10 protein-coding genes are annotated in these 14,061 nt (G+C 62.4%); 2 read left to right on the forward strand and 8 right to left on the reverse strand.

Annotated elements, in window-relative coordinates; genetic code table 11:
- Nucleotide 1 precedes the first annotated feature (1 nt).
- The 8 genes from F9K20_RS07290 to F9K20_RS07325 all read right to left on the reverse strand — a co-directional run bounded on the left by F9K20_RS07290 (nucleotide 2) and on the right by F9K20_RS07325 (nucleotide 10,509).
- Nucleotides 2-3,133 (reverse strand): CusA/CzcA family heavy metal efflux RND transporter, encoded by a 3,132-nt coding sequence (locus F9K20_RS07290; protein WP_290999265.1) that lies wholly within the window; start codon nucleotides 3,131-3,133, stop codon nucleotides 2-4.
- An 8-nt stretch (nucleotides 3,134-3,141) separates the two neighbouring features.
- Entirely contained in the window at nucleotides 3,142-4,563 is a 1,422-nt protein-coding gene (locus F9K20_RS07295) for an efflux RND transporter periplasmic adaptor subunit (protein WP_290999267.1), read from the reverse strand.
- Nucleotides 4,553-5,860: a TolC family protein gene (locus F9K20_RS07300; protein WP_290999270.1), complete on the reverse strand. Its 1,308-nt coding sequence runs from the start codon at nucleotides 5,858-5,860 to the stop codon at nucleotides 4,553-4,555. Before F9K20_RS07300 ends, F9K20_RS07295 begins: the two co-directional genes overlap by 11 nt.
- 116 nt (nucleotides 5,861-5,976) lie before the next feature.
- Entirely contained in the window at nucleotides 5,977-6,390 is a 414-nt protein-coding gene (locus F9K20_RS07305; protein ID WP_290999273.1) for a hypothetical protein, read from the reverse strand.
- Between the two features lie 398 nt (nucleotides 6,391-6,788).
- A complete protein-coding gene (locus tag F9K20_RS07310) occupies nucleotides 6,789-6,986 on the reverse strand; it encodes a hypothetical protein (protein WP_290999276.1) in 198 nt (65 codons plus the stop codon).
- 80 nt (nucleotides 6,987-7,066) lie between these two features.
- Nucleotides 7,067-8,146: a cytochrome P450 gene (locus F9K20_RS07315; RefSeq protein ID WP_290999279.1), complete on the reverse strand. Its 1,080-nt coding sequence runs from the start codon at nucleotides 8,144-8,146 to the stop codon at nucleotides 7,067-7,069.
- Between the two features lie 124 nt (nucleotides 8,147-8,270).
- The gene (locus tag F9K20_RS07320; RefSeq protein WP_290999282.1) at nucleotides 8,271-8,720 is read right to left on the reverse strand and encodes an MgtC/SapB family protein; all 450 of its coding nucleotides are present in this window, start codon (nucleotides 8,718-8,720) and stop codon (nucleotides 8,271-8,273) included.
- Nucleotides 8,721-8,733: 13 nt separating this feature from the next.
- The gene (locus tag F9K20_RS07325) at nucleotides 8,734-10,509 is read right to left on the reverse strand and encodes a heavy metal translocating P-type ATPase (RefSeq protein ID WP_290999285.1); all 1,776 of its coding nucleotides are present in this window, start codon (nucleotides 10,507-10,509) and stop codon (nucleotides 8,734-8,736) included.
- A 1,118-nt stretch (nucleotides 10,510-11,627) separates the two neighbouring features.
- Between F9K20_RS07325 and F9K20_RS07330 the strand changes: the two genes are divergently transcribed.
- Complete coding sequence (locus F9K20_RS07330; protein WP_290999288.1) at nucleotides 11,628-12,986, forward strand: phenylacetate--CoA ligase family protein; 1,359 nt, start codon at nucleotides 11,628-11,630, stop codon at nucleotides 12,984-12,986.
- A gap of 607 nt (nucleotides 12,987-13,593) precedes the next feature.
- Nucleotides 13,594-13,989, forward strand: coding sequence for a manganese-binding transcriptional regulator MntR (mntR, locus tag F9K20_RS07335; protein WP_290999291.1), 396 nt, complete (start codon nucleotides 13,594-13,596; stop codon nucleotides 13,987-13,989).
- The last annotated feature ends 72 nt before the right edge of the window (nucleotides 13,990-14,061 follow it).

Consider the following 14,061-nt stretch of genomic DNA (forward strand, 5'->3'; position numbering starts at 1 on the left):
CTTAGGCCTCTTGCGCTTCCAACTCTGAGGCAACCTCATCCCGCTTTTGGGCACGCGTCTCCATCCATTGATAGATCACCGGCAGCAAAACCAGCGTCAGCAGTGTTGAGGTGATCAGTCCCCCGACAACGACGGTTGCGAGCGGCCGCTGCGTCTCCGCGCCGACGCCGCTCGACAGCAGCATCGGGATGAGGCCGAGGATGGCCACGCTTGCCGTCATCAGTACGGGGCGCAATCTCAGTTCCGTTCCGCGCCGGACCGCCTCTGCGACGCTTAGCCCCCTGTCGCGAAGCTCGTTGATGAAGGCGACGAGCACAATGCCATTCAGCATGGCAACGCCGAAGACGGCGATAAAGCCGATGGCCGAGGGCACAGAGAGATATTGTCCAGTGATCGCAAGCGCAATCAGCCCGCCGCTGGTTGCGAAGGGCACATTGGCGATGATCAGCGTAGCGTAGCGGATCGAATTGAATGCCGTATAAAGCAAAACAAAGATGAGGAAGATCGTCAGGGGGACGATGATGGCGAGCCGCGTCATGGCGCGCTGCTGATTTTCGAATGCCCCACCCCACTCGATCCAATATCCCGGCGGCAGATCAATCTTCTGCGCGATGGCGGTGTTTGCGTCACGAACAAATCCATCCACATCGCGGCCACGGACATCCATCTGAATGACAGCATAGCGCTGCAACTGTTCGCGCCGCACGAAGGAGTAGCCATCGGCCACCGAGACATCGGCGACGCGCGACAGCGGGACGACGGCCCCGTCGGCCGTGCGCAGGGGGATATTGCGGATGGCTTCGAGCGATGTCTTTGAGGCATCGCGCAGGCGGGCGGTGATATCGAAGCGCTTGACCCCATCGATGAGCGTCGAGACGGGTTCGTTGCCAATCCCTGTCCGCACAATCGTCAAGACATCGTCTGCATTGAGGCCGTAACGGGCCAATTGTTCCCGATCGACCCGGATGCGCACCTGCGGCTTGCCGAGATTGGCCTCCAGCGAGAGGTCGGCGACGCCCGGCACTGTTGCAATCGCACTTTTGATCTGTTGGCTGAGTCGGTCAAGCTCCGCGAGATCTTCGCCATAGAGCTTGGCGGCCAACGTCGCGCGCACGCCGGAGATCAACTCCTCCACCCGCATTTGGATGGGTTGCGTGAAGGCGATGACCGCCGTCGGCACCACCTCCTCCAGCTTCTCGCGCATGGCGTCCGCCAATTCCTCGATGGAACGATTGGAGGCCCACTGATCGCGCGGTTTTAGAGCCGTGTAGATCTCCATATAGTTGACATCGGCCGTCTCGCCTTTTTCCGCGCGGCCGATCATCGCTAGTGTCGTTTCAACTTCGGGGAATTTCGAAAGCGCTTGCTCGATGTCTTTAGAGATCTTGATGGACTGATCGAGTGACGTCGACGGGATTGATGTCACCCGCCACATGATCGAGCCCTCCTGTAGCTGCGGCATGAACTCTTTGCCGAGCAGCGGAAACAAAGCCAGACTGCCGAGCAACAAGCCAACCGCCGCGACCACAACCGTACTCTTATGCGCGAGGGACCAGGCGAGCAGCGGCAGGTACCCACGCTTGATCCACCGCACCAGCAGCGTGTCGCGTTCTTCCTTCGGTTGGAGGATGAGCGCCGCCAGCACCGGAATAATCGTCAGCGTCAAGAGCAGGGACCCGGCCATGGCGAAGCTGATGTTGAATGCCATGGGCTTGAACATTTTGCCCTCCAGCCCCTGCAGGCTGAACAGCGGCAAGAAGACTACAATGATGATGAGAATTGCGAAAGCAACCGGATTGGCGACCTCACGTGCAGCGGCCAGCACCGCGGCCGTGCGATTGACGTCTTCGCCTGCAGCGCGCCGTTCGGCCATGATGCGGAAGGAGTTCTCAACCATTACCACCGCGCCATCGACCATCATGCCGATGCCGATGGCGAGCCCGGCCAAGGACATCAAATTGGCTGATAGACCCGCTTGGTCCATGAAAATGAAGGCGATCAGCATGGCGAGGGGCAGGGCGGCGATGACGACGATGGCCGACCGCAGTTCGCCCAGGAAGAGAAAGAGGATAATGGCGACAAGGACCGAGCCTTCGATCAATGCGCGCTCCGCCGTTGACACGGCCTTCTCGACAAGCTCTGTGCGATCATAGATCGGCTTGAGCGTGACGCCCTCCGGCAGGGCCCGTTCAGCAACGGAGAGTTTTCCCTTGACCGCATCGACGACGTTCTTGGCGTTCTCACCGATGCGTGCCAGCGCCATTCCGAGGATGACTTCCTTTCCATCGCGGGTCACAGCGCCAAAGCGCAGCGCGGGCGCTTGCGTAATGGCGGCGACATCGCGCAAGTAGACGGGAGTGCCATCCTCAACCTTGAGGACGATCCTCTCCATATCGCGCTCGCCACCTAGAAGGCCAAGGCCGCGGACCAGGAACTGCTCGGGACCTTGATCGATATATTGGCCGCCAACCTGGCGGTTATTGGCCTCAATCGCCTCGATCACCTGCCGGTAGCCAAGCTTGTACTTAATGAGTTTCAGTGGATCGATTTGCACCTGATACTGGCGCTCCTGGCCGCCCCAGGACATCACATCGTCAACCCCAGGCGCTGTGCGCAGAATGAGGCGGATTGACCAATCTTGCAGCGTCCGCAGGTCCATATCGGTGATACCCGCCGCGAGCTGTCCGTCGGCCCGTTCGACGGTGTACCAGAACACCTGACCGAGACCGGAGGCGTTCGGCCCCATTTCCGGCGTTCCGTATCCTTCGGGAATGCGATCACGCACTTCCGCCAGTCGTTCCATGACCAAACGGCGGGCGAAATAGACGTCGACGTGGTCCTTGAAATAGACCGAGACATACGACAGCCCGAACAAGCTGATCGAGCGGATCTGATCGACGTAGGGTAGACCGGCCATGGCGGATTCGACCGGAAAGGTGAGCAGCTGCTCGACGTCCTCCGCCGCAAGACCTGGCGCCTCCGTATAGACATTCACTTGAATCGGCGTGACGTCGGGAAAGGCATCAATCGGCAAGTTGGTTATGGCGCGCCAACCGAGGAAGCCGACCGCGAGAAAGGCGATGATGACCAGCAGTTTGTAGCGAAGCGAAATCTCGACAATCTTTTCAAGCATAGCCGGCCTCAGTCTGCGTCGCCCAACTGAGATTTTTGCATGAGCGACTTAAGAAGGAACACCCCGTTGCTAACGTAGGTCTCGCCCGGCCGCAGCCCGGCAGCGATCTCCACGTAGTCATGGTTCTCGCGCCCGAGCTCAACCGGGCGAGGTGCAAAGCCACCCGCACGCTCGACGAATACGACGTTCGCCTTGTCCAGGCGTTGCACGGCTGATCTCGCGACGCGGACCGGCACCGGCTCTTGCGGAATCTCGAGCCGAGCCGTCACGAACATGCCGGGGCGCAACCGTTGAGCCGAATTGTCGAGGACCAGACGCGCCACCGCCGTCCGCGTCGCTTCCTTAACTTCCGGCGTCACAAATTCGATCGTTCCTGAGATCGGTTGCTCACCATCGAGGTCGATTTGAACCTTCTGGCCAGGCATTATGGAAGCAACGTCACTGGTATAGATGGTGACATCGACCCAAACAGTGCTGACGTCGGCAATGACGAACACCGCTCGGTCCGTACCCACGGCCTCCCCCAACGAAAGGTGTTGCTCGATTATCGTGCCGGAGAGCGGGGCCATAATCTTGTATTCCGTCAAATTTGCATCGTCTCGGCTCAGGCCCTTAATGGTGCTCGCGGGCAATCCCAACGCTCGGAGTTTCTGCTCGGCACTCGCTGCGTTAATGTCGGCTTCGGCAAGCTCCGTCTTCGCGGTCAGGTACTCCTTTTCCGCAGAAACCTTTTGCTGCCATAGCCGCTCTTCACGGACGAAAGCCTCTTTTGCGAGGTCGCGGCGTTCGACTGCCGCGAGATAGGTGGCCTTGGCATCGGCAAGTTCCCGGCTTTCGAGAACCGCCATGAGTTGCCCCTTCTCGACGCGCCGGCCCTCGGAGACCTCAACACGGCTGACGACGCCGGCAACGCGAGGCACGATGTGCGCGAGCTTGTTCCGATTGAATTTGACCTCTGCGGGGCGCTCGATGTGGAGATTGACCGGGCCCGCCGCGGCCACTTGGGTCTCGATCTTGAATTCTTGGATCTTCTCGGGGGAAAGGCGAACTAGCGTTTTCTCGCCTGCCTCGGCTTCCTCCTGACCATGCTCTTGTGACTTGGCGGCCTCCTGACGCTCGCCGTGATCCACGGCTCCAACCTGTCGCGTGGCGAGCGGCCCGCTGGGCCCGGCACCAACCCATGCGGCGACCTCGCAGATATAGGCCGCCAGCCCCTCCTTGTTAGCCGTCTTTTCGGCGCCGCCATGTGTCTGCTCATGGACGTTTGGCGAGGCGCACGATTTGTCGAGCTGGCGATACGCAAGGGCACCGCCAAGGAAGATGGTGCCAACCACAAACAGAAGCTTCAGCTTCCGATTCACTTTTGAACCACTCCGGAGATGTTGCCGTCCGGGGTTATCTGCGACGTTGCCAAGCCGATCACCTTTCATTCAAATCCCGACCGATCAACACTTCGACTTGAACGCGGGCTTTCTCGAATTCCGCCCGCGCGTTGATCAGGTCGCGGCGCGCTTCGAACAGGGTCCGTTGCGTATCGAGCACGTTGAGCAGGTCGAACTTGCCTTCCTCGTAGCCGGTGCGCGTCTTGTCGAAGGCAGACTGCGCCGCCGGGAGCACGTTGGCCTCGATGGCGCGCGCCTGGATGTCGGCGGCTCGTAGCGCGCCGAGCGCCTCGATGAGCAGACCGATGAGCTGCGTGCGCGTAGCTTGCGCGTCGAATTCCGCCTTGGCGATGCGGCGCTCGGCGGCGGCAATGTTGCCCTCGTTACGATCGAAAATCGGCAAGGGAACGGATAGTGAGGCGAGAAGGCCTGATGAGTTGTCCTCATCGAAGCGGCGAACACCCAATCCCACCGTCATGTTCGGGATGGCTTTGGATTGTTCTACCTGCAGCACTGCGTAGCGGTGGGCGATGCCATCCGCCCAACGCGCCAGTGTGGGATTGCCCTCGAGAAATGCTTTGACCTCATCCACTGTCGGCACAGACCGGTTGCGGCCCAGCCTGCCTCGGGCACGATCGAATGTGGGGTAGTCGGCGCCCCAGAGAGATGCAAGTTTCCGACGAGCTGCCTCCAACCTGGCACGCTCCGCTTCCACCAACGCGCGCGCTTGGGCGACCGACACCTTTGCCCGATCGAGTTCAATGGGGCTGGCTCTGCCGCCCTTGACGCGGGCCTCGACCACGGAGCGCGTCTTCTCGGCGACCGTGACGAACTCGTTGAGGATAGCCAGGCGGTCCTGCGCCGCCAGCACGTCGACGAACGCTTCGGCGGCCTGGCTCGCAGCTAGTACCCGCGCGACCTCGTAATCCCAGACGGCGAGCGAGGTCTCAAGATCGGCGGCCGCCAATCGCTTAAACCGTTTGCCCCCCAGCTCGAGCGTCTGCGAAATCTGCAGCTCCTGCCCAGAGTCCTCCTCAGCGAGGCCCCCGTTGTTGGCCACCTCGGGAAGGGCGACCGCAAGCTCAGGGTTCAACCTGAAGGATGCCTGCAGAGCCTCGCCCTGCTTGGCGTCGATCTCGGCGTATGCGGCTTTGACGCTCGGACTGAACGCAACCGCGTTGCCTATCGCCTCGCGAAAAGTCAGCCCGTCGCTCGACGCAGCACCTTGTTGCGCAAACGAAGTTGCGCGCCATGCGTATGTGGCTGGGGCAGGCAGCGTTTCGGACAGGACGACGCGATCGCCGTGCGTGCTGCATCCGGCAAGGCAAAGCGCTACGGCCGTCATGTGAACGCATCTCCTGGCGCCAGAGTGATCTGGCATTATCATCCCCCCACAGCTAGAGCCGGACGCGCACCCGAAATTGACGGCACGTCCCAACTTCAACGCGATTTTGGAGCGGACTAATTCAGGAGAACAACCGTTCTCAATGCTGCGAGCTGATCGTTTGCGACAAGATGGTCACTAACACGCTTCGCACGTGAGCGCGCCCAGGCCCAAGGCTGCCGAGAGGTTGGCATAGGTGGGCAATTCGCTTGCGGAGAATTATCGACCAAGCCTATGGCCAGTTTGGCGCTGGGGGCTTGCTCGATGTGACCGGTCGGAACGATCTTCAGGTCGAGACAGAGACCGCAGCCGCTGCCTTCTGCACCATCCACCTCCGATGCAGAGATCAGCGTCGTGTTCGTTGAAATACAGGGCAACTCAACAGCCCGATGGCCGGCGCTGACGCAATAGACCAAAGGTGCCCCCAACACGCTGGCCGGCACCAAAATGGTCAGAAAAAGCGTGGCGACGAAGCGCTGCCAACTTCGCATGGATCGAATCCTACTCACAGTCTTTGCTCTGATGGGACTTTGGTTCCCAAGATACAAGGGCAAAGAAAGCGCGCCCTTCGCTGGAACGGAAATATGTTGCCACACAGCAACTTCAATCGCTGTGTTGACGCAAGGCTCACGCGCAGAAGCGACAGGTTCGGTGCGTGCGACTGGCCGCCATAGAAATCCGGCATCATCCCAGGGCCTATTCTGCGGTCCTCGCTATCAGCAGCGGCGTCATATCTGCCGCGCCGACGAAAGCAGCGAGCCGCGGACGCAAAAACGCCAACGAGTGGTCGTGCGCAAGGCAAGGAAAGTATCAGGATCACCGGGCATTGCAAGCCGATCGCCATGTTCACGGTGACCTCGATCCTTTCGCAGCCTTTCCCATCCAGCATTCATTTCCTGATCCACGCATAGTAAACCAACGCAGCCAAAACGATCGCCCAGATGACTACTGCTGTGGCATTTAGTGTTGCATCGTAGGCAATCCCAAACGCCGTAAATTGAGTGCCGGCTAGCGCGAGGGCTCCATGGGTCAAAACCTGATTTGCCGCGAAGCCGGAAAAGAACTTGGCAACTTCCTTCCCGTTCATCGTAGTGCTCCTTTCGATGGCCCAATTTTGCAGCGCGACTGTGCGGAATTGCGCCTGCCGATCCACTGGGGCGCTCGTCGTCAATTGGGGCAATTGCGTTCCCCTGGACAGCGGTGATTGACGGCCGGATCCCCGCCACCTTGGGGGATGAAGTTGTAGAGGCTCGGGTCCCATTTTCGGAATCGATCGGGATCGAATTTTTCCGGCGCGCGCCAGGTGCGCGTGTCATGATTGGTACCGTACAGGTCGAGGAGAACGCGCGTGCCTCGCGAAAATTTATAACCCTTCCAGTCGAAGTCGTGCCGCGCCCGCGCCATGACGAAGGGGAAGAAGGGGTAAAAGCGTCGCACCTCCTGCGCAAAGAGTTCCGCGTAACCTTTCTCGCCACTGCGAAGCTTTTGCCGGCATTCGGGATGGCTTTGCAGGGCATGGGCGACAAAAGTGATGTAGACCGCAACGGCTACCGTCGGTCGAACGACATTTAGCAATTCGACCGCCGCGATACGGTGGCTGAGAAATCCGCCTGTCAGGTCTTGGTGCCCCGCGATGATGTGGGCGGCGCTAGTGGGAGGCGGGGTGAGGTCACCCGTCTGGATTTGAGCCACAATCCGCGACATCCAGCGTTCGGCGAATTTGCGGGCCAGACGCGCCCACCAGTGCCTGGGTCCGAGTGTAGCCGCGTCGTCAAAAAGGGCAGTGATCTGCCGGGTTCTTAAGCGCGTCTCCTCCTCGCGGGGCGGCACGCCTGCCCAGGTGCAAGCGGCGCGCGTGAGAAGCTCCTGAAGCGCATCGTAAAGCACCACCTCACCCATCGATGCCCACTTGCGCGCCGCAATGTGCCACTCGCGGGAAGCAGTCTCAATCAACTGCTCAACCTGCGCGGGGGTCATAACCGAGAGCAACATCTTTTTGCGATGCCGGTGCGCCGCGTCGTCGAGCCCCTGCACGCCGCCCCGCCCAAAAAGGGTTTTCTCAATTCGCCCCGGCATGATGCCCCCGCGCATGAAGAGGGTTGGTTGGTAGATCGTCTTGCGCAGCATGATCCGGGTCTCGAAGAGGTCGGACCCGTAGAACTGACATCGCTTTGAAATGAATCTGTAGGTATCGCGGAGCATTGCCAGCGTGCTGTCGATACTGGCGTCACGCGGTATCGCGGCCATGGCCGGTTCTCCTTGGCGCGGAGCGGTATTACCGTTCGGTGCTTGCCGCCCGGCGACTGTTGCGCCGACTCTTCGGCCCGCTGGATCGAGACGCGGGGCAGATTGTTCGCGGCGAGCAGCACACTCATGATTGTTTCTTTGGTGGCGAGCGTCTGGGCGCCAGTCGTTCCCCAAGGCGCAAGATTTTTTCACTCAAGAGAACGAGGGCCGTGATCGTCGCGCAAACAACGCCGATGAGATACATTCCCGATCCGATTGCCAGGCCAATGGCGCCAACGACCCAGATGCCGGCGGCAGTGGTTAGTCCGTGGATGCGATCGCGCGTATCTTTGAGGATCATGCCAGCCCCGAGGAAACCGAGCCCGGTAACCACGCCAGCGGCGACCCTCGCTGTATCCGCGTTGGGGAAGGCAGTGAGCGACAGGAGAGCGAAGGCGGCGCTGCCGAGGGCGACTAGTGCGTGGGTGCGCTCTCCTGCCGGCTGACCGGCAGCTTCCCGTTCCAGGCCGATAATGAAGCCGATCAGCGCGGCTAAGGCCAGTCGTCCAATTGGTTCCAGCTCGATAGGGCTCATGGCGCTCTGCCCTTCATGCCCGTAACATACGGAGCCCGTTGGCGATCACCAGAAACTCGGTGATCTCATGGGCGAGCACCGCAACCGGTAGAGAGAGGAAGCCCGCAACGGCACCGGCCACAAGCGCGGTGATGATTGCGATGGAGAGGACGAGGTTCTGGCGGACGAGCACATCGGCACGCCTGGCAAGGCGCAGCGCCTCGGTGATCTTTTCGAGGTTGTCCGCCATGAGCGCGACGTCGGCAGTCTCCAGCGCCACGTCGGTCCCGGCCGTCCCCATCGCTATCCCGACGTTGGCTTCCGCCAGCGCTGGCGCGTCATTGATGCCGTCGCCGACCATGGCGACGTGCCGGTAGTGTGAGGCAAGCTCTCGCACCTTGGAGACTTTATCTTCGGGCGCAAGGTTGGCGAAGACATCATCGATCCTGGCGCGCGCGGCGATGAGTTGCGCGACTGCCGGCGCGTCTCCCGTGAGCATAACGGTGCGGCTGATGCCCGCGGCGCGCAGTGCGCTAATCGCTGCCGGAGCGTTGGGCCGCATCGTATCCTGGACGGCGATCAGGCCCAGCGGGGCATCACTCGTGCCGATAACCACGACGGTCTTGCCGTCGGCCTGAAGCCGAGCGATCTGCGCGGCCACCGGCGTGAGATCGATGCGCAGCCGCGTTTCGAAGAGGCGTGGGCTGCCGATATAGAAGGAAATGCCTGAGCCATCCGCGAGGCGCGCCGTGCCGCCCGCCCCCGGGAGGGCCCGGAACTCTTCGACGGCGGCTAAGCGCAGTCCGCGGGCATGCGCTGCGCGGACGATGGCGCGTGCAATAGGATGCTCGCTGCGAATCTCAAGGCTGGCGGCTAGGGAGAGCAGTGCATGCTCATCTGGCGTAAGGGCCGTCACAGGTTCTGGCAAGAGGACGATATCGGTGACATCCGGCTCACCGCGCGTGATCGTCCCGGTCTTGTCGAAGGCAACGACGCGGATCTTGGCCAGCTCTTCCATGTAGATGCCGCCTTTCACGAGAACGCCATGTCGGGCTGCCGTGCCAAGGGCCGCGACCATGGTGATCGGAATCGAGATGACGAGGGCACAAGGCGCCGCCGCGACGATGAAAACCGTCGCGCGCGTAATCCACTCACGCCACTCTCCTCCGAAAGCAAGTGGCACGAGCAGCGCGAGGCCGATGCCGAGCGCGAGGACCATGGGGCTATAGCGGCGTCCAAAACGCTCGATGAATCGCTGCGCTGTTCCCTTGCGCTCCTGCGCCTCCTCGACCAGCTTGATGATGCGGGAAATCGTGTTCTCGGCGAACGTCCTGCTGACCTCGACTTCGAGCGTGGCTTCTCCGTTGAGGGTGCCGGCAAAGACAGTATCGCCCGATCGTTTCGCGACAGGCACACTCTCTCCGGTGACGGGTGCTTGGTTGACGCTCGACTCGCCCGCCCGGACCGTTCCGTCGGTCGCAATGGCTTCGCCTGGACGGACAATGAATATGTCACCGGGTACCAGCTCTTCGACTGACACTTCTGTGTCGTGGCCGTCGCGGCGCACCAAGGCCACCTTGGGGGTGAGCTTCATCAGCGCCCGGATCGCCGAACGCGTTCTATCCTCGGTGTAACCCTCGGCGGCCTCCGAAATCGAGTAGAGGAAGGCGAGAGTTGCGCCTTCGCCAGGCAGCCCCATTGCAGCGGCCGTGAGCGCGGCCGTGGTCATGAGAAGTTCGATGCCGATCTCGCGTTCATAGAGCAGTTCTTCGAGGGCCTCGCGACCGAAGAACCAGCCGCCCGTGACCATCGCGATCCAGTAGATGGCGACCGGGATCGCGTCTGCTGCGCCTGCGAGGCTGGAGAGCCACCCGGCTGCGAGGAGGAGGCCCGAGCCAGCTGCTGCCAGCACCTTTGCATTCTTCCATGGCGGAGGAGGACCAAGGCTGCCCGGGTCGCGTACGGGCGGGAAGCCGAGCGTGGAAAGGCGCTGGCTCACGGCCTCGGCGGAAGTCACAGCAGGATCGAAGGCCAGTGTCACCCTGGCTGCCTTGGGGAAGATCGTGATCGACTGGAGTCCAGGAGCGCCCGCGAGACCGCGTCGGAGTGCAGCAGCCTCGTTCTCGCAGTCGAGATTGTGCACACGCAGCTCGAGGGTTTGGGCCCGGGACATTGTGTTGCTCGTGTCCTCGCAAGTTTCCATCGCTGTCAGAACGATACGACCTAGAGTGACTATAGGTTCAAGGGGGGCGGATGGCCGATGAAGGTCCTGAGCCGGTCTGGCTCATGGAACCGCGCCGAGCGGGACTACGACGCGTGCCCGCTGAGAGCGCAGTGCTGGCACGATGACCGAGGCGAGCAGATCGCGCGCGATGTGTACGAAATGCGCGGACCTTGCGGCGGCCCAAAATAGGGGCCCCTGATGAGAGAAAGCACGTCGAGACGCGGTTTGCCGAACTGAAAATGGCATCACAGGCGGCCGTGGTTGCGCGCCTCTCCGGCGCCCGCGACGAGTTCCATCTCGCCGCCATCGTGCAGAACCTAAGACCATGGCTTCCCCCTGTTGCGGGGGGCCAGAGCCGTCGCTCAGAGAGCGCGCAGTGGCACTGGTCCTGCAGCCGGGCGTCATTCGGACGCGCGGCCTTACCGCCATAGACGTTCCGCGGTGCTAGAATGTGCGAAAGTCGGCTATGGGCTCTATCGCGCCGCGTATGGGGGACTGCTGGAGGCGGGCATGTCCGGGCTCGTGGACCTGTCGGGCCGCCCGTTCCTGGGCGTCGGCCCCGGAGTTCGCGTTCGACGGGATCATCGCCGCGCTCGCGGGATCGGCTTCGTCATCGACGGTTCGGCGCGCCGCTTGTCAAGACATGGCTAGAGGGCCGGCGCCCGCCGGGGGGACACCGTTCTGGAGAGGGAGCAGGAGGAAAAATGACCCATGTTCTCTTACCGGCACTCCGCGGCGCGCCCGCTTCGCCGCAGCAGGAGAAGACCGCCAGACAACAGCGCGCGCGGCTTGCCGAAATGGTTGCCCACGCTCGCGCCTGCTCGCCCTACTATCGTGAACTTTATCAAGGGCTTCCAGAGCGCGTCGAAGACCCGACGCTGCTACCCGTGACCCATAAGAAGGCGCTCGTGGCGCGCTTCGAGGACTGGGTGGCCGACCGCGACGTGACGCTAGACAAGGTGCAACGCTTCATCGGCAACCCCGCGCTGATCGGCGAAAAGTTCCTCGACAAATATGTCGTCGCGACGACATCGGGCACGACCGGCACGCCCGGCATCTTCGTGCTCGACGATCGCCACGTCAGCCTCGGAATGACAGCCGTCCGGCGTGCATTCGGTCAATGGCTGAGCGTCTGGGATTGGGTGAGGATTCTGGCGCGGGGGATGCGGACGGCGGCCCTTCACGCCACCGGCGGGCACTACGCCTCGGTGGGAGCCGTCACCCGGATGCAGCGCTCCAGCCGCATTGCGGCAAGGCAGATTCGGCAGTTCTCGGTGCACACGCCGTTGCCGCAGCTCGTGGCGGAGCTGAACGGTTTTCGCCCGGCACTCCTCACGGGCTACGCGACCGTGACTTCCTTGCTGGCCGGCGAACGGGAAGCGGGGCGCCTGCGGATCAACCCGGTCCTCGTCGTGGTGACGGCCGAAGGCCTGCCGCAAGACGAATACGGTCGGATGGCGAGGGTTTTCGGCGCAAAGGTGGGCAACGTCTGGGGATCGACCGAGATGCCGGCCGTAGCTTATAGCTGCGCCTACGGCTGGCTGCACGTCATGGAAGACTGGCTCATCGTGGAGCCGGTCCACGCCGACTACCGGCCGACGCCGGCCGGCGAGCAGTCGCACACCGTGCTCATCAGCAACCTCGCCAACCGGGTGCAGCCGATCCTCCGTTACGATCTTGGCGATCGCATCCTTGTGCGGCCCGACGCCTGCCCGTGCGGCAACCCGCAGCCCGCGGTGAGGATCGAGGGCCGTTCCGGCGACGTGCTCAACTTTGAGACGCCAGGCGGCGAGCGCGTCTCGCTCCCGCCGCTGGCGCTGGAACTCGACGACATCCCCGGAATCGAGGTGGCCCAGGTCGTGCAGACCACGCCGGCCAGCCTGCGCGTGCGTCTGTTGCTCGTCGCCGGGAGCGACCCCGACCGGGTCTGGCAGGCAGCGCACGACGCGCTCGTTCGCCTGCTCGCCGAGCACAAACTCGAGCACGTGACCATCGAACGCGCCGAGGAGCCGCCGGAACAGTCCAAAGGCGGCAAGTTCCGGCAAGTCATTCCGCTCAGCTGATCGGTACAGCATCACGAAGGGGGCTCGGGAAGAATGACTTTGTAGAACAGGACCATCCTGGACCCTGGTGCTCCTCGGGAGGGGATGCACACCTGACAGGAAAGGACCGTGCCATGGCAAATCAAGCTCATGCAGTCGAGGGCAGCGGACGCAATCCCGGCCGCTCGCGAACCTGGTCTCTCGTCATCGGTCGCGTGCTGCTGGTGGGGGACTGCTGGAGGCGGGCATGTCCGGGCTCATGGACCTGTCGGGCCGCCGTTCCTGGGCGTCGGCCCGGAGCACTTCGCGTTCGACGGGATCATCACCGCGCTCGCGGGATCGGCTTCGTGATCGACGGTTCGGCGCGCCGCCGGCAGGAGGTGGGTGAAGGACCGGCGACCGCGGGGAACACCGTTCCGGAGAAGGAGCCAGGAAAAATGCGCCAAATTCTCTTACTGGCGCTCCGCGGCCCGCTTTCCAGGGCCACGTCATGATCGGAAGCGGGCGCGCCGCGGAGCGCCAGTGAGCGCATCTTCCGCCGCGTCGACGATGAGGAAAGGTGAGCAGCCCAACCATTAGCGCAAGGAGAAGTCAGTCTCGCCCCCGTCCTGAACGCAGAGGAGATGACATGGCATCGATCGACGACCCCGAGCGCGACGTTGCCCGCCGGGCTCAGCGCTTCAAGCGCGTGCGCGACGCACATCAGACGGAAATGGCTGAAGACTACGTCGAGCTCATCGCCGATCTGATCGACGAGAAGGGAGAGGCGCGCGTGGTCGATCTCGCCGGCCGTCTCGGTGTCACCAAACCCACGGTCACCAGCGCGATTCAGCGCCTGCAGCGCGATGGATTTGTAAGTAGCGAGCCCTACCGGTCGATCTTTCTCACGGAGAAGGGTATGCGGCTGGCTGTGTCCTCACGCGACCGCCACCAAGTCGTGCGAGAGTTTCTCGTTGCCTTGGGTGTCGATGCCGAGACGGCGGAAGCGGACGCCGAGGGCATCGAGCACCATGTGAGTGCGTAACGCTCGAAGTTTTTCGGAGGTATGTGGCCAAATCCCGTCGCGCCCGATAGGTCCGGCGAGGATGAAGTCCGC

Origin of the sequence: Hyphomicrobium sp., assembly GCF_009026145.1 — a bacterium.
GTDB lineage: Bacteria > Pseudomonadota > Alphaproteobacteria > Rhizobiales > Hyphomicrobiaceae > Hyphomicrobium_A.

Coding starts and splice junctions, on each gene's coding strand:
- mntR (WP_290999291.1), top strand. CDS start 13,594: ATGGCATCGATCGACGACCCCGAGCGCGACGTTGCCCGCCGGGCTCAG.
- F9K20_RS07300 (WP_290999270.1), bottom strand. CDS start 5,860: ATGACGGCCGTAGCGCTTTGCCTTGCCGGATGCAGCACGCACGGCGAT.
- F9K20_RS07310 (WP_290999276.1), bottom strand. CDS start 6,986: ATGAACGGGAAGGAAGTTGCCAAGTTCTTTTCCGGCTTCGCGGCAAAT.
- F9K20_RS07330 (WP_290999288.1), top strand. CDS start 11,628: ATGACCCATGTTCTCTTACCGGCACTCCGCGGCGCGCCCGCTTCGCCG.
- F9K20_RS07305 (WP_290999273.1), bottom strand. CDS start 6,390: ATGCGAAGTTGGCAGCGCTTCGTCGCCACGCTTTTTCTGACCATTTTG.
- F9K20_RS07315 (WP_290999279.1), bottom strand. CDS start 8,146: ATGGCCGCGATACCGCGTGACGCCAGTATCGACAGCACGCTGGCAATG.
- F9K20_RS07325 (WP_290999285.1), bottom strand. CDS start 10,509: ATGGTCACGGGCGGCTGGTTCTTCGGTCGCGAGGCCCTCGAAGAACTG.
- F9K20_RS07320 (WP_290999282.1), bottom strand. CDS start 8,720: ATGAGCCCTATCGAGCTGGAACCAATTGGACGACTGGCCTTAGCCGCG.
- F9K20_RS07290 (WP_290999265.1), bottom strand. CDS start 3,133: ATGCTTGAAAAGATTGTCGAGATTTCGCTTCGCTACAAACTGCTGGTC.
- F9K20_RS07295 (WP_290999267.1), bottom strand. CDS start 4,563: ATGAAAGGTGATCGGCTTGGCAACGTCGCAGATAACCCCGGACGGCAA.